Source organism: Microbispora sp. NPDC049125 (assembly GCF_040802045.1).
GTDB lineage: Bacteria > Actinomycetota > Actinomycetes > Streptosporangiales > Streptosporangiaceae > Microbispora.
This window is the reverse complement of sequence record NZ_JBEZDW010000046.1, coordinates 33,945-52,111: the sequence shown is the minus strand read 5'-3', so window position 1 is coordinate 52,111 and position 18,167 is coordinate 33,945. Positions and strand designations below refer to the sequence as shown.

Below are 18,167 nucleotides of genomic sequence, written 5' to 3'. Positions count from 1 at the left end.
CCTCGCGGCCCGGGGCCCGTCCCGGTGTCACAGCACGAGCGGCACCGCGGCCTCGGAGGTGTGGACGAGGAAGGTCAGCGTCTCCTGGAAGTACAGCTCGACGCTGGCGGCGTCGTGGGACAGGTAGCCGATCGAGAGGTCCTGCCCGATGCACAGCTCGAAGTCGCCGCCCCGGGTGGACAGCAGAAAGGCCCCGTCGATGGCGGGCGCCCAGATGATCTTCCCGTCGAGCAGCCGGGCGATGTGCTCGATGACCGGGTAGCCGTGCACCGCGGTCTCGCTCACCGCCGTGTAGGCGTCCGCGCTCAGTGCCAGGTCGTACGGACCGCCGACGCCGGCCAGGCGCAGCGCCGAGACGGCCTGGCTCACGGCGTCGGGGTAGTCGCCCACCTCGGCGGGCAGCGTCAGCGCCGGATTGGAGGAGCTCTCGCGGATGCCCGCGATGCCCGCCGCCGCGTAGCCCTCGAACACCGCGCGGTCCTCCGCGAACGCGATCCGCTTGGCGGCGTCCTTCACCGGCTGCCAGTCGGCGTCCTTGGCGCCCCGTTCGACGTCGTCGACCTGGCGCCGGTCGACCGTGAACGGCACCCGCAGCTCAAGGATCGGCTGGGAACGGCGGATGTGGGCGACGACGCCCCCGGCGGGGGGCTCGACGGCGTCGAGGTGCCCGGTGGAGACGGCGGACAGGTTCAGCCCCGCCGGCTCGGGGACGTCGACGACGCGGCGCCCCGCCACGTGGCGCCGGAACGTGCGCCGCGCCTCTTCCTCCAGGTCGGCCCAGGCCACGTCGGAGATGGGCGCGAGCTCGCGGTGCAGGTTGTTCATCGGGACGTGCTCCTCTTGAGATCACCGATCCCCAGGGACCCGTCGCGGGGGGCCTGGAGCTCGGGGCTGGCGCCGGCCCCGGCGGCCGCGATGCCGGAGCCCGGGGGTTCGGGAAGGTCGTCGAGGAAGTCGACGGTGGGCGTGAAGAACAAGGTGCCGGTCACCGCCGTGGAGAAGTCGAGGATCCTGTCGTGGTTGCCCGGCGGGCTGCCCAGGAACATGTTCTCCAGCATCGTCTCGGTGACCGACGGCGTGCGGGCGTACCCGATGAAGTAGGTGCCGAACTCGCCCCTGCCGACGTTGCCGAACGGCATGTTGTCGCGCAGGATCCGCCGCTCGGTGCCGTCCGGGTCGGTGATCGTGGTCAGGGCGACGTGGGAGTCGTCCGGCTTGGCGGCGTCGTCCAGCTCGATGTTGGACAGCTTCGTCCGCCCGATCACCTTCTCCTGCCGGTCGACCGGCAGGGCGTTCCACGCCCGCAGGTCGTGCAGGTACTTCTGCACGATCACGTAGCTGCCGCCGGCGAACTCCGGGTCCTCGTCGCCGATCAGGACGGCCTCGCTCGCCAGCGGGCCGACCGGGTTCTCCGTGCCGTCGACGAAGCCGAGCAGGTCGCGCACGTCGAAGTACTTGAAGCCCTGGACCTCGTCCCGGACCGTCACCGCCCCGCGCAGGCGGTCCATGATCTGCGAGGCCAGCTCGAAGCACAGGTCGAGCCGTGTCGCCCGGATGTGGAAGAGCAGGTCCCCCGGCGTGGACACCGCCCGGTGCACGGGCCCGTTCAGCTCGCGGAACTCGTGCAGCTCAGCCGGGCGCGGCCCGGCGAACAGGCGGTCCCACACCTGGGATCCGATGCCCGCGACGCAGCTCAGCCTGCCCTCGGCCGCCCGGAAGCCGACGGACCGCTGGAGGGCGGAAAGATCGGTCAGCAGCTCCCGCGCGACGGGCTCGCCCCCGGGGTCGACGGTCACCACCAGGAAGATCGCCGTCGTCGTCAGCGGGCTCAGCACCGGCTGCGGGATCGCCTCCCGGCCAGGCTCCCCGCCGGGCACCTGCTTCACCATTTCCGCGCCTCCGCCATGTCGCGTACCGGAAGGACCAGCCTGTCAGGCCGCCGACGCGGGCCGTCACCCCGGGGGTGCCCCGGCGATCTGCCCACTTCGCCTCAAGCGCATGAGTGACGTTCTGGTTACTCAAAGTTGTTCCGGATGACGTCGACTGGAAATCACCACTGGCTGAAGTGGAGATCGAGCGGCGGCAGGGCGGCAGGTCCCCATCGCCGCCACCCTGGAGGTCTCATGCCCGAGATGCATGCGCGGCGGCCCGGCGGGCCGCCCGGTCCCCGATCCAGTGAGCCCCGGCCGGACGGTTCCCAGCCCGGTGAGCCACAGCCGGACGGTCCCCGCCCGCCGGGGAACGGCGAGATCGCCGGATCGCACTTCCCCGTCGTGGTCGTCGGCGGCGGCCAGGCGGGCCTTTCGATGAGCTACTGCCTGGGCCGGCGCGGCATCGGCCACCTGGTCCTCGAGGCGGGGAGGATCGGCCGGGAGTGGCGCGAGCGCCGATGGGACTCCTTCTGCCTCGTCACCCCCAACTGGCAGTGCAGGCTCCCGGGATTCCCGTACTCGGGGCCCGACCCCGACGGCTTCATGGTCCGCGAGCAGATCGTGCGATACCTGGAGGACTACGCCGCCTCCTTCCGTCCGCCGCTGGCCGAGGAGGTGACGGTCACCCGGCTGCGCCGCCTGACCGGCGGGGTGTTCGAGCTGTCCACCACAGCCGGCGTGCTGACCGCCGACCAGGTCGTGGTGGCCACGGGCCCGTACCACGTCCCCTCGATCCCCCGGATGGCCGAGCGCCTGCCCGCCTCGGTGACGCAGCTCCACTCCTCGGAATACCGGAACCCCGGAGGGCTGCCCGCCGGGGCGGTGCTGGTGGTCGGCACCGGGCAGTCCGGCTGCCAGATCGCCGAGGACCTGCATCTGGCCGGTCGTCAGGTACATCTCGCGGTCGGCGGCGCACCGCGGGTCGCCCGCTTCTACCGCGGCCGCGACTGCGTGGCGTGGCTGGACGAGATGGGCCACTACGCCAAGGGCATCGACTCATTCGACGACGCCGGGGCCGTACGGCTCCGGGTCAACCACTACGTCACGGGCCGCGACGGCGGGCGCGACATCGACCTGCGCGCCTTCGCCCGTGAAGGCATGCGCCTGTACGGCAGGCTGACCGGTGCCGACGGCACGCACGTGCGGTTCGCCGGCGACCTCAAGGCCAGGCTCGACCACGCCGACGCCGTCGCGGAGGGCATCAAGGACGCGATCGACGCCCACATCGCGGCTCGCGGCATCGACGCCCCCGCCGAGGAGCGGTACACCCCGGTGTGGGAGCCGGACGACGTGCCCCGCGGCCTCGACCTCGAAGCCGGCGGCGTCACCTCGGTGATCTGGTGCACGGGCTTCGGCCGGGACCACCGCTGGATCGAGATCCCCGTCTTCGACGGCCGCGGCTACCCGATGCACTGGCGCGGCGCGACCGCCAGCCCGGGGCTGTACTTCCTCGGCCTGCCCTGGCAGCACAGCTGGGGGTCGGGCCGGTTCGAGGCCGTCGGCAGGGACGCGGAGTTCCTCGCCGGGCACATCGACGCCTCCCGCCGCTACGCCGACGTCTGCGGCACCCTCACCGGAGCCCCGGCCACCCTGACCTCCGCCCTCCCCGTCGGCTGAAAGGAGGCTCCCGTGACACCACGTCCCGTCTTCGACGCGCACCGCCACATCGGGGTGCTGCCCGCGTACCCCTTCTACGGCGGGCCGCCGGTCCGCCCGGACACCGGCGCCCGCGCGACCGTCAAGGAGTTGCTGGCCGACCTCGACGCCGAGGGCACGGAGCGGGCCCTGGTGCTGCCCAACTACGGGGTGCCCGATCCGGACGTCGCCTTCTCCTTCAACGAGCTCGTCGTCGAGGCCGCCCAGACGGACGACCGCGTACGCGCCGGGCTGTGGGTCTCCCCCCGGCCTGAGGACGAGGCGCGCACCGCGGGGGCGCTCGCGCTGGCGGCCGAGGACGGTGTGCGCGCGCTGAAACTCAGCTTCCTGCTGGGCGGCCGGCCCACCGACCCCGCCTGCCGTCCCCAGCTCGACCTGATCTTCCGTACGGCCGAGCGGCTCGGCCTGGTCGTGCACGTCCACACGTCGCCGGGCGCCGCCTCCGACATCGACGAGGTGGGCCACCTCGTGGAGTGGTACGCCGACCGGGTGCCCGTCCACCTCGTGCACTTCGGCGGCGGCATGAGCGGCCACATCAAGCTGGCCGGCTCGCGGTTCTTCGACTGGACCGCGGCCGGCAAGCGCGTCTACACCGACCTCTCCTGGGCCATCGGCTTCGCCCCACGGTGGCTGGCCCGGGAGATCGAGCAGCGCGGCGCCGGCCACGACCGCGTGCTGTTCGCCAGTGACCAGCCGTGGGGCGACTTCGAGGGCGAGCTCGCCCGCCTGTCCTCCGCGACAGGCGACGGCGAGCTCGGCGAACTCGCCTTCCACGGCACCTTCGCCCGCCTCTACGACTGACACCGCCTCTACAACCGCCTTTACGACCGACCGAGGAGACGCCATGTCCGACAGCGCCATCGAAATGCACGAGCTGGAGCAGCAGAGCCTCAAGGAGATCCCCCACCCCTCCCTGGCCGAGGGGACCAGCATCTACGGCAGCACCAAGGTCTTCCCCGACTACCAGGCCGAGAACGGGGAGACCTACTTCACCCTCGTGCACGGCATCGCGCACGAGTCGTCCGTCAGCTTCGTCGCCGTGCTGCAGGCCACCCGCGCGCTGCGCAAGGGCTTCGAGACAGCGATCTACTTCTACGGCCCCGGCTCGCTCAACTGCCTGGCCACCCGGGGCTTCCCGACGGTCGGCAACTCGGCCTTCCCCGGGGAGCACAACATCAACAACCAGCTGAAGACCTTCCTCGCCGAAGGCGGAAAGGTCTACTGCTGCCGCTTCGGCCTTTCCCTGCACGGCGCCCGCGAGGAGGACCTCATCGAGGGCGTCATCCCCACGCACCCTCTCGACGTCCAGGACGCCCTCATCCACTACGCCCGCAAGGGCGCGATCATCAACTCGACCTACCAGCTCTGAGAGGCCGCCGATGAGCACCGGCACCGGCACGAGAGTCGACGTGCGGATCGCGACCCGCGCCGAGCTCGCCGTACGAGGCGTCCGCGTGGACGCACCCGTGCGGCGGCCGGAGGGCGCCGGCCCGAGTGACGACGGCCACGTCCTCCTGGACGGTGCCGGCGCGGCCCTCCCCCGCAATCCCGCCAGTCCCTACACCGTCCGCGACGGCCGCGTCTGGCTGGGGGACGAGGACACCGGGGTGACCCTCACCCCCGTGCGCCGGCCCAGGTTCTACGACCTGCGCACCGCCGACGGCGTGCCGTACGAGCAGATCGCCCGCCTCCACGGCGCGGACGTGCTGGCCACCACCGTCGTGCAGACCTGCGTCCGGTACGCGGAGGCCGACCGGTGCCGGTTCTGCACGATCGAGGAGTCGCTGCGCGCAGGGGCGACGGTCGCCGCGAAGACCCCGGCCCAGCTGGCCGAGGTCGCCGAGGCGGCGGTGCGGCTCGACGGCGTCCGCCAGATGGTGATGACCACGGGGACGACGGCCGGCCCCGACCGGGGGGCCCGCACGCTCGCGCGCTCCGTGCGGGCGGTGCTCGCCGCCGTCCCCGGGCTGCCCGTCCAGGTGCAGTGCGAGCCCCCCGGCGACCTGTCCTGGATCGGCGCGCTCCGCGAGGCCGGGGCGACCGCGATCGGCATCCACGCCGAGGCGCTGGACGACGACGTCCGGCGCCGCTGGATGCCGGGCAAGTCGACCGTGCCGATGCGCGACTACGAGGCGGCCTGGGACGAGGCCGTACGGGTCTTCGGCCGCAACCGCGTCTCGACGTACCTGCTGGTGGGGCTCGGCGAGGACCCGGAGGAGCTGATCGCCGGGGCGGGCCGGCTGATCGACCGGGGGGTGTACCCGTTCGTCGTCCCGTTCCGCCCGATGGGCGGCACCCTCGCGGCCCGCGACGGGGTGGGCGGGCCCAGCCCGGAGCTGCTCCGCCACGTCACGGAAGGCGTCGCGGCGAAGCTCCGCGACGCCGGGATGTCCGGCGCCGGCCAGAAGGCCGGGTGCGCGGCGTGCGGCGCGTGCAGCGCGCTGCCGGCGGCGGGCGGGTGAGCCGCGTGCCCCTTCTGGACGGCGGACCACCCGCAACCTCGGATCAGGACGCCACCGGCGACGTCCTTCGCCTGCTCGGCGACCGCAACGCGCCCCGGCGGCCGCCGCCGTTCACGATCGAGGAGGCGGGCGACCCGCGGTCCCTTCGCGACTACCGGCGGCTGCGCCACGAGGCGTTCGTGGTCGAGCAGGGACTGTTCGGCGGCGGCGACCTCGACGACGCCGACGGCGACCCGCGCACCGTCGTCCTGGTGGCGCGCGGCGGGGACGGCGAGATCGTGGGCGGCGTCCGGCTCGGCCCCGCCCTGGACGGCCCGGATCTGGGCTGGTGGCGCGGCAGCCGCCTGGTCGTGCGGGCCGGCGCCCGCGGCTCGTGGGGCGTGGGCGCCGCGCTGGTACAGGCCGCGTGCGCCCGCGCCGAGGCGGAGGGCGTCCTGCGCTTCGAGGCGACCGTCCAGGCGCGCGGCCAGGGGCTGTTCACCCGGCTGGGGTGGCGGCTCGTCCGGCCCGTGACGGTCGCCGGCACGCCGCACCTGCTCATGCGCCTGCCGATCGGCCGCATCGGCGCCCAGGCGGCGGCCGTCAAATCGGCCCTGGGGCCGCTGCTCGCCGGGCTCGCGCCGGGAGGCGCCGGGTTCGTGGGCGACGATGGCGCCCCCGTCCCGGGGTCGGACCTAGTGGCCGCCTGCGACGCCATCGTCCCCTCGATGGTCGAGCGCGACCCCGAGTGGGCCGGCTGGTGCGGCGTCCTGGTCAACGTCAACGACCTGGCCGCGATGGGGGCGACCCCGGTCGGGCTGCTCGACGCCGTCGCCGGCCGGGACGCCGCGCACGTCGCGCGGACCCTCGCCGGTCTCCGGCGCGCCTGCGACGCGTACGGCGTGCCGGTGCTGGGCGGGCACACCCAGCTAGGGGTGCCGGCGGCCCTGTCCGTCACGGCCCTCGGCCGCACCGCTCACCCGGTGCCCGGGGGCGGCGGCAGGCCGGGACACCACGTCCGGCTCACCGCCGACCTGGGCGGCCGGTGGCGGCCCGGCCACCACGGGCAGTGGGACTCCACCAGCGGACGCACGCCGGACGAGCTGCGCGCGATGATCGGCTCGGTGGCGGCGGCCCGGCCGGCCGCGGCCAAGGACGTCTCGATGGCGGGGATCGCCGGGACGCTCGGGATGCTCGCCGAGGCGAGCGGCTGCGGAGCCGTGCTCGACGTGGCCGCGGTCCCCCGTCCTGAGGCGGCGTCGATGGGCGACTGGCTGACCTGCTTCCCCGGCTTCGCGATGCTCACCGCCGACGTGCCCGGCCGTACGGCTCCGCCCGCCGGGCCGGCGGTGACCGCGGTGTGCGGAGAGCTGACCGCGGGACGGGGCGTGACGCTCCGCTGGCCCGACGGAGAACTGACCGAGGCTGTCACCTCCACGGTGACCGGAATGGGGACCGGAATGGGGACCGGAATGGGGACCGGAATGGGGACCGCATGAGCGCGCTGCGCATGGCGGCGGTCGCGGCGGAGTTCGGCCGCGACCTGGAGACCGACTTCGACCTCGCCGCACGGCTGATCGAGAAGGCCCGGGCGGACGGCGTCCGGCTGCTGGCACTGCCGGAGGCGTGCCTGGGCGGCTACCTGCTCAGCCTGGACGGCGAGGCGGGTGACGCCGGGCCGCCCCCGCTCGCCCTGGACGGCCCGGAGATCCGCCGGCTGTCCTCCCTGGCCGCCGGCATGGTGGTGGTCGCCGGCTACTGCGAGGCGGCGGACGGCCTGCGCTACAACAGCGTCGTGTGCGTCAGCGGCGACGGCGTCCTCGGCAACCACCGCAAGGTGCATCAGCCGCTGGCCGAGAACGACAGCTACGCCAGCGGCGACGGCTTCCACGCCTTCGACACCCCGGTCGGCAGGATCGGCATGATGATCTGCTACGACAAGGCGTTCCCCGAGTCGGCGCGCGCCCTGGCGCTTGACGGCGCCGAGATCGGGGTGTGCGTGTCGGCGTGGCCGGCGGCCCGCACCAACACCGTGGCGGATCTGACCCAGGACCGGTGGAAGCGCCGGTTCGACCTGTTCGACCGGGCCAGGGCCCTGGAGAACCAGATGGTCTGGCTTTCGGCCAACCACTCCGGCGTGTTCGGGGCGCTGCGCTTCGTCGGCAGCGCGAAGGTCGTCGATCCCGGCGGGGAGATCCTCGCCGAAACCGGGGTCGCCGCCGGGATGGCCGTCGCCGAGATCGACGTACGCCTCGCCCTGGAGACGGCCCGGCGGTCCATGGGCCACCTGCGCGACCGGCGCCCCGACGCCTACCCGGGCCTGGCGTACCCCGCTGGAGCGCTCACCGCATGAGCACGATCCGGATCGCGGCCGCGGCCGCCCACTTCGGCCGCGACCTGGAGTTCGACCTCGCGCGCATCGCCAAGCTCATCGACGACGCACGCGAGTCGGGGGCCGGGCTGCTGGTCCTGCCGGACGCGGCCCTCGGCGGCTACCTCGCGGACCTGCGCCATCCCGACCCCGACGCGCTGCCGCCCGCGCTCGGCCCCGACGACCCCCTCATCCTGCGGGTCGCGCGGCTGGCCGGGCCGATGGTCGTGTGCTTCGGCTACTGCGAGGCGGACGGCCCCGCCCGCTACAACGCCGCGGTGTGCGTCAGCGGCGACGGGGTGCTCGGCCGTCACCGCAAGGTCCACCTGCCCGCCGGGGAGGTGGCCGCGTACACCCCCGGCGACCGCTTCGACGCCTTCGACACCCCGGCCGGCCGGATCGGGATGCTCATCGACTACGACAAGACCTTCCCTGAGTCGGCCCGATCCCTCGCGCTGGACGGCGCGCAGATCCTCGCCTGCCTGTCCGCCTGGCCCACCAGCATCACCAACCGGGCGCCGCGAATCGCCCAGGACCGCCAGGCCAAGCTGTTCGACCTGTACGACCAGGCCCGCGCCGCCGAGAACCAGGTGGTGCTCGCGTCGTCCAACCAGACGGGCGCCATGGGCGGGATGCGCTTCCTCGGGCAGGCGAAGGTCGTGGGCCCCGGCGGCGACATCCTGGCCCGCACCTGGGCCAAGGCGGGCCTGGCCGTCGGCGAGATCGACGTCGGCGCCGAGATCGACCGGGCCCGGCGCGTACTGCGCCATCTCGACGAGCTCCGCCCCGACGCCTACCGGGAGAAGCCCTGAACGCGCCGCTGTCGATCGCCCTGCTCACCTACTCCACCAAGCCGCGCGGCGGTGTCGTCCACACCCTCGCGCTTGCCGAGGCCCTGGCGGCGACCGGTCAGGACGTCACCGTCTGGACGCTCGGCCGCGGCGGCGACACCGGCTTCTTCCGCCCGGTCGACCCCGGCGTGCGGCTGCGCGTGGTGCAGCTGCCCGACGTGCCCGGCGAGAGCGTCGGCGAGCGGGTGCTGCGCTCCATCGACGCCCTCCGGGCCGCGTTCGACCCCGGCGGCTACGACGTCGTGCACGCGCAAGACTGCATCAGCGCCAACGCCGCCGGCCCCTGCGTCCGCACGGTGCACCACATCGACCACTTCACGACTCCCGAGCTGGCCGCCTGCCACGAACGCGCCATCACCCGGCCGTACGCCCATGTCTGCGTGTCCAGGGCGGTGGCCGCCGAGCTCGCCGGCGGATGGGGAGTCCAGGCGGAGGTCATCCCCAACGGGGTCGCGGCCGGGCGCTTCGCGGCCGCCGCCTCGGACGGCGCCGGGCGCGGCCGGTGGCTGTCGCGCCTGGGCCGCTATGTCCTCACGGTCGGCGGCATCGAGCCCCGCAAGGGGTCCCTCGACCTGCTCGACGCCTACGCGCTGCTGCGTGAGCGGGATCCCGGCGTGAGCCTGGTCGTCGCCGGAGGGGAGACGCTGTTCGACTACCGCGACTACCGCGCCGCCTTCGATCGCCGCGCCGCACAGCTCGGCGTCGAGCCCGTCGTCCTGGGCCCGGTGCCCGACGACGAGTTGCCCTCGCTCGTGGCCGCCGCCTCGGCGTTCGCCTTCCCGTCCACCAAGGAGGGATTCGGCCTCGCGGCCATGGAGGCCCTCGCGGCCGGGGTGCCGCTCGTCGTGCGCGACCTGCCCGTCCTGCGCGAGGTCTTCGGGACGGCCGCGCTCTTCGCCGGCACGCCGGCCGCGCTCGCCGCCGAGCTGGGCAGGGCCATGGACCGCCCCGACCCGCGGCGGCTCGCCGCGGGCCGGGCGCTCGCCTCCCGCCACACCTGGCAGGCGGCGGCCGAACGGCACCTGGCCTTCTACCACGCCCTCATCGCTTCACGACGCCGGTCCACGGTGCCGCGCCGGGATTGAAGGGCCGCACCGGGATTGAGCCCTACACCGCGGGTGGCGGCCATCGGGGCCGCGCGTCCGGGGTTCCGGCTTTGACGGTGCAGGGCTCGGGGTTCGGGGTCACAGGCCGACCTTCTTCAACGCGGGCCAGTCCTTCGCGATCGCCTTCCGCGCGGACGCGAGCCCCACATCACCGGAGCAGACGGCCCTGAACAGCTTGAGCTCCACGGCGTTCTTGTTCATCGCGCGCCCTGCCGCACGCAACCTCCACCGGCTTCGCCGGCCGCGGCGTCACCGCGTCTGTGATGGCGGGGACTTGCCACGGATGGGGATAACCGTTAGATATAGGGGCTAACGGTTAGAGGGAGGGCCCCATGCGGCAGGAAGTGGTGCTGGCGATGCTGGCCAAGGAGCCTTCGCACGGCTACCAGCTGCGCGCGCGGCTGCGGGACGCGCTCGGCCCTCTCGGTGACGCGATGAACGACGGGCAGGTCTACGTCACGCTCACCCGGCTGGAGAAGGCGGGCCTGCTGGCGGTCGAGACGTCCGCCGACGGCGCCGACCGGTCGGATCGCAAGGTGTACGCGCTCACCCCCGACGGACAGCAGCGGGTCGCCGAGTGGATCGCCGAGGTGAGCTGGCCGCGGCCTGACCTCGCGGAGTTCCATCTCAAGCTGATCGCGGCCGCGTCAGCCCGGCTGGCCGACCCGCTCACCATCGTCGACACCCAGCGCCGCGAGCTGCTGCGCCGGCTGCGTGACGCCCAGCGCGCCGCCATGGCCGAGCCGCACCACTCGGACGCGGCGCTGTTGCTGGAGGGCATCGTGCTCCGGCTTCAGGCGGACCTGCGGTGGCTTGAGGCATGTGAGAAGAACTGGACCCACCGAAGGAGTGGATCGTGAGCGATGCCGCCGACACGCCCGTGCTTCGCGCCCGCGGGGTGCGAAAGGAGTACGGCAAGGGGGAAGGGCTGGTCCGCGCCGTCGACGGGGTCGATCTCGACGTCGGCGCCGGTGAGACGGTGGCGATCATGGGCCCCAGCGGCTGCGGGAAGTCGACGCTGCTGCACCTGCTCGGGGGGCTCGACCGGCCCTCGGGCGGAGAGGTGTCGCTGAACGGCCGCCGCATCGACGACATCGGCGAGAAGGCCCTGGCCCGGATGCGGCGGAACGCCGTCGGCTTCGTCTTCCAGTCGTTTCACCTGATGGAGGAGCTCACCGCCGTGGAGAACGTCGAGTTGTCGGCGCTTCTGGCCGGGCGGTCGCCACGGGCCGCCAGACGGCGCGCGGAGGAGCTGCTGGAGCAGGTCGGGCTCGCCGGCCGGGCGCGGTTCCTGCCCTCCGCGCTGTCCGGCGGCCAGCGGCAGCGGGTCGCCGTCGCCCGGGCGCTGAGCAACGAACCGCTGGTCGTCCTCGCCGACGAACCGACCGGCAATCTGGACAGCGCCGCCACCCTGGACGTCCTCCAGCTCTTCGACGGCCTGCACGAATCCGGGCAGACGCTGGTCATCGTCACCCACGACGCGAGGATCGCGGCCACCGCAGACCGCCTGATCTCGATGCGCGACGGCGCGTTCGTGGACGAGACCAGGCTGACCGGTGGCACCACCGGGCGGCTCGGCGCCCTCGCCGGGCTGGAGGACTGAGGGTGATGGGCCGCATCCTGCTCGTGGGCCGCCTCGCCGTACGCGACCTCCGGCGGCGCCGCGCCGAGGCCGCGCTTCTGCTGCTCGCCGTAATGACGGCCACCACGACGTTGACGCTCGGGCTCGTCCTGCGGGACGCGGCCGGCGATCCGTACCAGAGCACGCGGGAGGCGACCAGCGGACCGGACGTGGTCGCCAGCGTCGGCGGGCCCGCGCGGCTTTCCGGTCTCGAGGAACTGGCCGGCGCTCCCGGCGTCGCCGGCCACAGCGGGCCGTACCCGGTCGCCCCGGCGAAACTTCAGGCATCGGGCCGTACGTCGGATGTGCAGGCCGTGGGCCGCGACACCGCCACCGCCCCGGTCGACCAGCCCAAGCTGACGCAGGGCGGCTGGGTCAGGGACGGCGGTGTGGTGGTCGAGGCCGCGTTCGCCGGCGCGCTCGATGTGCACGTCGGTGACACGGTCACCCTGGACGGCCGGTCGTTCGAGGTCGTCGGCGTGGCGGTCAGCGCCGCCATGCCGCCCTACCCGAAGGCGTCCTGCATCGTCCCCTGCATGAACGGGGCGGTTCCCGACGATCGGGCCGGCGCCGGGTTGCCTCCGGGGTTGCTCCGCAATCCCGGCCTGGTCTGGCTCGCCCAGGCGGATGCGCGGAGCCTGACTCCTGATCCGGGCTCCCTGGCCTACGTGATGAACCTGAAGCTGTCCGACCCGGATGGGGCCCAGGCGTTCGCCGCAGCGAACCACGGAGAGGACGGCGGCGGACTGACCGTGCGGCCCTGGGGAGACATCCTCGAAGACGCCACCGAGCTGGCCGGAGACTCCCAGATCCTTCTGCTGATCGGGGCCTGGCTGCTCGGCCTGCTCGCCGTAGCGAGCCTTTCTGTGCTGGTCGGCGGCCGGATGGCCGATCAGACCAGACGTGTCGGACTCCTCAAGGCGGTCGGCGGCACACCGGGCCTGGTCGCCGCCGTGCTGCTCGCGGAGTATGTCCTCGTGGCCGTCGTCGCGGCGGCGGCCGGGCTGGCGGCCGGGACGCTGACCGCTCCGTTGCTCACCGAGTCCACCGCCGGCCTCATCGGCAGCGCGGGCACGCCGCCGATGACCGTGTCCACGGCCGCTTCGGTGACCGCGGTGGCGCTCGGGGTCGCGGTGGCCGCCACCCTCGTTCCGGCCGTGCGCGCCGCCCGCTCCAGCACCGTCGACGCGCTGGCCGACTCCGCACGCCCGCCCCGCCGCATCGACTGGCTGATCGCGATCTCGGCGAGACTGCCCGTCCCGCTGCTTCTCGCCCTGCGGGTGGCCGCCCGCCGGCCGCGGCGGGTCCTGCTGGCTGTGGTCAGCATCGCGATCACGGTCAGCGGGATCTTCGTCGCACTGGTGCTCAACGCCTTCCTCGGCACCCAGCCGCTCGCCGGCGGATACGACGACGCCCAGGTGGGGGTGCTGCGCCACGTGCTCCTGGTCTGGACGGTCATACTGCTCTGCCTGGCGGCGGTCAACGCCGTCGTCATCACCTGGGCGACGGTGCTCGACACCCGGCATTCGTCGGCGCTGGCGCGCGCCCTCGGCGCGACCCCTCGTGATGTGAGTGCGGCCATGGCGGCCGCGCAGGTGCTGCCCGCTCTCGCCGGCGGCATCTTGGGCGTCTTCCCGGGAGGCTTCGCACTGTTCGCCGCGATAAACGCGATCACCGGCGGCGACGGCGGCAGGGCTCCGCTCCCCTCGCTCTGGCAGTTGCTCGCGCTGGTGCCGGCGACCGTGCTCGTCGTGGCGGCGCTCACCTCCGTTCCCGCCCGCCTCGGCGGCCGCCGTCCCGTGACCGAGATTCTGTGAGCCGAGCTCGCTGATCCCCGGGGACGTCGTCCTTCGGGGACAGCAACTGGCGGATGAGGTTGTCTGCGAGCCAGGTCTCGTACCGGTCGGCGGGCCAGCCCCGTTCCAGGACCAGGGTGCGGTAGATCTCGGGCAGCACGAGCGCGAGGTAGACGTCCACGGCATCGCCGACGCCGACCCCCGGGAGCAGATGCGGGGCGATGGCCTCGATGTGGCGGCGGAAGGCCCGTTCCCGGTTACCCATGATCATCTGCAGGTCTCCGGCGATGTCCGGATCGGTACGCGCGGCCTCCTGGTAGATGACGATGATGTCGTACATCACCTCGAACTGGCGGCGCTGGATGCGCGCGGCCAGGCGCAGGCCCTGCTCCGGATCGGGCTGCGCGAGGGCTTGCGCATGGTGGCGGTCGACGTCGAGGGTGCCGATCACGCTCCACGCGGCGGTCTGCAGGATCTTGGCCTTGCCGCCGAACGCGGAGTAGATCGTCTGCACCGGTATGTCGGCGGCCTCGGCGATCGCGGCGACGGTGGTCGCGACGTAGCCTCGCGCGGCGAACAGCTCACGGGCCGCGGCGGCGACCTGCTCCTTGGTGGCCATGGCCTGCCGCTGCCGATGCGTGAGGCGCTGTCCCTTGACATCCACGCCAGGACGGTACCACTCTGGCAATCATAGTTTCACTATGACGAGTGGAGTCTCAGTATGATGCAATCGGATGCCGTCGAGGTGCCGGTGCTGATCGTCGGCGGCGGCCCGGCAGGGCTCACGGCCTCGCTGCTGCTGTCGCGGCACGGCGTCGAGTCGCTCCTGGTCGACAAGCGCGTCGCCACGTCGCCGCTGCCGCGAGCACGCGGCGTGCACGCCAGGGCCATGGAGATCCTGCGGGTGTGCGGCGTCGAGCCGGACCTGCGCGCGGTGGAGTTGCCGATCACCCCCGGCGCGTGCTGGCAGGAACGGCTGACCGGCCCCCCGCTACGCGAAGATGTCCCCGGCGCGACGGCCGAACCCGGTGTCAGCCCGTGTGAGGGACTGTCGGTCTCTCAGGACGTGTTCGAATCCGTGTTGCGCGAGCACGCCCGCGGCCACACCGTCGCCCACCTCAGGGCCGGCGCCGCGCTGGAGTCGTTCGAGACGACCGGCGCGGGCGTCGAGGCGACGCTCGTGGACCAGGCGTCCGGGCGCCGCGACCGGGTCAGAGCCCGCTGGATGATCGCGGCCGACGGCGCCCGCAGCGGCATCCGCCGGCGGCTCGGCATCGCCATGGACGGCCCCGACGACCTGGGCAGGCAGCACATGATCGCCTTCCGGGCGGATCTGACCGGTTTCACCGGAGACCGCCCACGCGGGATCTACTTCCTCACCGGCACCGGAGCTGCGCTGATCTGGACGCATCCCGACCACCGGTGGATCATCAGCGTCCCCGACTCCGGGGATGCGGCCGCGGAGCGGGATCCCGCGACGACGGTCCGGGACGTGCTCGGCGTCCCGGACCTGGAAGCCGAGATCCTCGGTTCGAATCGCTGGACCGCCGCGGCGCAGACGGCCGCGCACTACGCCCTTGGGCCGGTCTTCCTCATCGGCGACGCCGCGCACAGGTTCCCGCCCGCCGGGGCCACCGGCGTGAGCGCCGCGATGCACGACGCGCACAATCTCGCCTGGAAGATCGCCGCCGTCCTGCACGCTCACGCGGGTGAGGCTCTGCTGGACACCTACGCGGAGGAGCGCGCACCCGTCGGGAGACGCAACGCCGACGAGACCGGCGCGGCCTGGTCGCGGGTGTTCGGCACGACCGGGGCTCCGTTCGCCGGGCGTAGCCTCGCCCAGATCGACATGGGGTACCAGTACCGCTCCTGTGCCATCACGCCGGACGGCGGCCCCGACGCCGACCCCCCCGGCGCCGACTATCACCCCACCGCCGCCCCGGGCCGCCGCGCCCCGCACCTGTGGCTCGACGGCGGATCCGTGTCCACCATCGACCTGTTCGACCGGCACGTCGTCCTGCTGACCGCGGCCCCGGGCGGCCTCTGGCGGGCGGCCGCCGAAAGCGCGTCCCGCACGCTCGGCGTGCCCGTCGACAGCCACGTGATCCGCGATCCCGGCTGGCCCGCCCTCTACGGCGTCACCCCGGCGGGCGCGGTCCTCGTCCGGCCCGACGGACACGTGGCCTGGCGGGGGCAGGCGACGCCGGGGCCGGACGAACCCGGCGCGCAGGCGCAGATGCTGTCCGCGCTGGCCGCCGCCACCGTTCAGGCCCACAGCCACGCCGTTTGACCGGGCCGCTCGACCGGGCCGCTCGACTGCGCCGCTCGACTGGGCCGCTCGACTGGGCCGCGGACCCGCCGTTCGACCGGGCCGCGGGCCTCGGGCTGACGCCGTGAAGCTGTTCTCGGAATATGGGACATATCGCCCCTCGCCCGTGTCATCCTGAAGTCGCCGTCCTCGGAGCCCCGGTGATCGCCCGCCGCCTCGCGGACGGCGTCCCCTGAGGCGATGGCACGCGCGCGGCACGGCGCCTCATCGAAGCTCGCAGGCCACGAAGCCCCGGGGCCGCGGCTCGCGGTCGACTGTGGTGGATCACGTCATTCTGTGTGCATTGCCGAGACTTTTGCTGCGAATTACGGCTCGCACATAATAATTATTCCGGCTTCATCGCCCGACTTATGATCATGCGCCGGCCGATGGACCATGTGGGATTTCGGCGCACGCCGTTCATCGGGACCGGCGGCCGGCGTACCGGCGGAAAGGGCCGGAAGGAGCGCCGATCGCACTGCGCGTCCATCTGGCTACGATTCACCATTGAGGGAAAATCCAACAAGCGATCACTATTTCGCGATATGGACGCAGAGGACGGTTTACCACTCTCATCCGGCATAGAGCTGGGCGTGACTCAAACGAGACGCGCCACGCCTTGACGATCCCACACGGCGACGATTTAACTCTGATCGCACTTGTTGAATTATGTTCAGACAAGCTGATTCTCGCCCCTATTCGGGAGCCGTCATGTCCCATCGCGTCACCCCCCAGTCCTCGAGCGCCGCCGCGATGCCGACGAGCCGCCGCTCCGTGCTCAAGGGCCTCGCCGTCACTCTCGGCGCGACCGCGTTCCCCGCCGGTCTCCTCACTGCCTGCGGCACGTCCACCACGCCCAGCAGCTCCGGCTCGTCCGGCGCGGGCGCGGGCGCGGGCGCCGGCTCGGTGACCTTCGGGTCGAACTACTCCGACCCCGCCCCCAAGGACGCGTTCGCGGCGCTCACCCAGGCGGCGGGCCAGAAGACCGGCACCGACATCAAGATAAACACCGTCGACCACAACACCTTCCAGAACAACATCAACTCATACCTGCAGGCCACGCCGGACGCCCTGTTCACCTGGTTCGCCGGATACCGCATGCAGTTCTTCGCCCAGCAGGGGCTCATCGAGCCCATCGACGACGTGTGGCAGAAGATCGGTGCCAATTTCGGCCCGGCCGCCCAGTCGCTGTCGAAGGGACTCGACGGCAAGTTCTACTTCGTCCCCATCTACAACTATCCGTGGGTCGTCTTCTACAACAAGAGCACGTTCAAGGAGAAGGGCTATGAGGTCCCGACCACCTGGGACGACTACATGGCCCTGCTCAAGAAGATGAAGAGCGACGGGCTCACGCCCCTCGCGTTCGCGGACAAGGACGGGTGGCCGGCGCTCGGCACCTTCGACATTCTCAACCTGCGGATCAACGGGTACGACTTCCACATCCAGCTGATGAAGCACGAGGTCCCCTGGACCGACCCGAGGGTCACCCAGGTGTTCACGCAGTGGGCCGAGATGCTGCCGTACGCCCAGCCCGGCTCCACCGGCCGCATCTGGCAGGACGCGGTCAAGACGCTGGAGAGCAAGAAGGCCGGCCTGATGTTCCAGGGCACCAACCAGGTGGCCGCCCAGTACGTCACCGACGGCAAGGACCTCGACGACCTCGACTTCTTCCCGTTCCCGGCGATCAACCCGCAGTTCGGCCAGGACTACATGGACGCGCCGACCGACGGGTTCTGCCTCGCCAAGAACGCCAAGGAGGACAGCGTCGCGCCCGCGAAGAAGGTGCTGGAGTATCTCGGCACCGCCGAGGCCGAGGCGACCTTCCTGAAGACCGACCAGTGGGACGTGGCCCTCGCCAACGGCGCGACCATCCCCACCTACAACGACATCCAGAAGAAGTCGGTCGACGTCATCTCCAAGTGCAAGGCGGTCTCCCAGTTCATGGACCGCGACACCGACCCCGGCTTCGCCAGCAACGTCATGATCCCCTCGATCCAGAAGTTCATCAACGACCCCAGCACGGGAGGCATCAAGTCGCTGCAGGACAGCATCGAGGCGCAGGCGAAGACGATCTTCACGAACTGAT

Annotated in this window: 17 protein-coding genes; 13 read left to right on the top strand and 4 right to left on the bottom strand. The window is 72.5% G+C overall.

Translation table 11 applies throughout. The annotated features are described in order from the left end of the window. Positions 1–27: 27 nt before the first annotated feature. Both AB0B72_RS35250 and AB0B72_RS35245 read right to left on the bottom strand, forming a co-directional pair. The gene (locus AB0B72_RS35250) at positions 28–825 is read right to left on the bottom strand and encodes a family 1 encapsulin nanocompartment shell protein (RefSeq protein ID WP_367743807.1); all 798 of its coding nucleotides are present in this window, start codon (positions 823–825) and stop codon (positions 28–30) included. After that, complete coding sequence (locus AB0B72_RS35245) at positions 822–1,889, bottom strand: Dyp-type peroxidase (protein ID WP_367743806.1); 1,068 nt, start codon at positions 1,887–1,889, stop codon at positions 822–824. The genes AB0B72_RS35250 and AB0B72_RS35245 overlap by 4 nt, the downstream gene beginning before the upstream one ends. 234 nt (positions 1,890–2,123) lie before the next feature. Between AB0B72_RS35245 and AB0B72_RS35240 the strand changes: the two genes are divergently transcribed. From AB0B72_RS35240 to AB0B72_RS35205, 8 genes are read left to right on the top strand one after another with little or no spacing between them, the layout of a single operon-like run. Beyond that, entirely contained in the window at positions 2,124–3,548 is a 1,425-nt protein-coding gene (locus AB0B72_RS35240; protein WP_367743805.1) for an MSMEG_0569 family flavin-dependent oxidoreductase, read from the top strand. A gap of 12 nt (positions 3,549–3,560) precedes the next feature. Then, on the top strand, positions 3,561–4,388 hold the full coding sequence (locus AB0B72_RS35235) for an amidohydrolase family protein (protein ID WP_367743804.1): 828 nt from the start codon (positions 3,561–3,563) through the stop codon (positions 4,386–4,388). 43 nt (positions 4,389–4,431) lie between these two features. Then, positions 4,432–4,956 carry an MSMEG_0572/Sll0783 family nitrogen starvation response protein gene (locus tag AB0B72_RS35230; RefSeq protein ID WP_367743803.1) on the top strand — a complete coding sequence of 175 codons (525 nt, stop codon included), beginning with the start codon at positions 4,432–4,434 and terminating at the stop codon, positions 4,954–4,956. Positions 4,957–4,966: 10 nt separating this feature from the next. Beyond that, positions 4,967–6,049 (top strand): MSMEG_0568 family radical SAM protein, encoded by a 1,083-nt coding sequence (locus AB0B72_RS35225; RefSeq protein ID WP_367743802.1) that lies wholly within the window; start codon positions 4,967–4,969, stop codon positions 6,047–6,049. A 5-nt stretch (positions 6,050–6,054) separates the two neighbouring features. Continuing rightward, positions 6,055–7,527, top strand: a complete 1,473-nt coding sequence (locus AB0B72_RS35220) for an MSMEG_0567/sll0787 family protein (RefSeq protein ID WP_367743801.1) — start codon at positions 6,055–6,057, stop codon at positions 7,525–7,527. Then, positions 7,524–8,381: a carbon-nitrogen hydrolase family protein gene (locus AB0B72_RS35215; protein WP_367743800.1), complete on the top strand. Its 858-nt coding sequence runs from the start codon at positions 7,524–7,526 to the stop codon at positions 8,379–8,381. The genes AB0B72_RS35220 and AB0B72_RS35215 overlap by 4 nt, the downstream gene beginning before the upstream one ends. Continuing rightward, the gene (locus AB0B72_RS35210; protein WP_367743799.1) at positions 8,378–9,211 is read left to right on the top strand and encodes a carbon-nitrogen hydrolase family protein; all 834 of its coding nucleotides are present in this window, start codon (positions 8,378–8,380) and stop codon (positions 9,209–9,211) included. The genes AB0B72_RS35215 and AB0B72_RS35210 overlap by 4 nt, the downstream gene beginning before the upstream one ends. Next, positions 9,208–10,335: an MSMEG_0565 family glycosyltransferase gene (locus AB0B72_RS35205; RefSeq protein WP_367743817.1), complete on the top strand. Its 1,128-nt coding sequence runs from the start codon at positions 9,208–9,210 to the stop codon at positions 10,333–10,335. The genes AB0B72_RS35210 and AB0B72_RS35205 overlap by 4 nt, the downstream gene beginning before the upstream one ends. 99 nt (positions 10,336–10,434) lie before the next feature. On the opposite strand, the gene AB0B72_RS35200 is transcribed toward AB0B72_RS35205, so the two are convergent. Continuing rightward, positions 10,435–10,557, bottom strand: coding sequence for a hypothetical protein (locus AB0B72_RS35200; protein ID WP_367743798.1), 123 nt, complete (start codon positions 10,555–10,557; stop codon positions 10,435–10,437). Positions 10,558–10,688: 131 nt separating this feature from the next. On the opposite strand from AB0B72_RS35200, the gene AB0B72_RS35195 reads away from it, so the two are divergent. From AB0B72_RS35195 to AB0B72_RS35185, 3 genes are read left to right on the top strand one after another with little or no spacing between them, the layout of a single operon-like run. After that, positions 10,689–11,216 carry a PadR family transcriptional regulator gene (locus AB0B72_RS35195; RefSeq protein WP_367743796.1) on the top strand — a complete coding sequence of 176 codons (528 nt, stop codon included), beginning with the start codon at positions 10,689–10,691 and terminating at the stop codon, positions 11,214–11,216. Beyond that, entirely contained in the window at positions 11,213–11,959 is a 747-nt protein-coding gene (locus tag AB0B72_RS35190) for an ABC transporter ATP-binding protein (RefSeq protein WP_367743795.1), read from the top strand. Before AB0B72_RS35195 ends, AB0B72_RS35190 begins: the two co-directional genes overlap by 4 nt. Before the next feature lie 5 nt (positions 11,960–11,964). Further along, positions 11,965–13,794 carry an FtsX-like permease family protein gene (locus tag AB0B72_RS35185; protein WP_367743794.1) on the top strand — a complete coding sequence of 610 codons (1,830 nt, stop codon included), beginning with the start codon at positions 11,965–11,967 and terminating at the stop codon, positions 13,792–13,794. Here the strand turns inward: AB0B72_RS35185 and AB0B72_RS35180 are convergent. After that, positions 13,739–14,437, bottom strand: coding sequence for a TetR/AcrR family transcriptional regulator (locus tag AB0B72_RS35180; RefSeq protein ID WP_367743793.1), 699 nt, complete (start codon positions 14,435–14,437; stop codon positions 13,739–13,741). The genes AB0B72_RS35185 and AB0B72_RS35180 overlap by 56 nt on opposite strands. A gap of 57 nt (positions 14,438–14,494) precedes the next feature. Between AB0B72_RS35180 and AB0B72_RS35175 the strand changes: the two genes are divergently transcribed. After that, complete coding sequence (locus AB0B72_RS35175; RefSeq protein ID WP_367743792.1) at positions 14,495–16,063, top strand: FAD-dependent monooxygenase; 1,569 nt, start codon at positions 14,495–14,497, stop codon at positions 16,061–16,063. A 729-nt stretch (positions 16,064–16,792) separates the two neighbouring features. Continuing rightward, positions 16,793–18,166: an ABC transporter substrate-binding protein gene (locus AB0B72_RS35170; protein WP_367743791.1), complete on the top strand. Its 1,374-nt coding sequence runs from the start codon at positions 16,793–16,795 to the stop codon at positions 18,164–18,166. The last annotated feature ends 1 nt before the right edge of the window (position 18,167 follow it).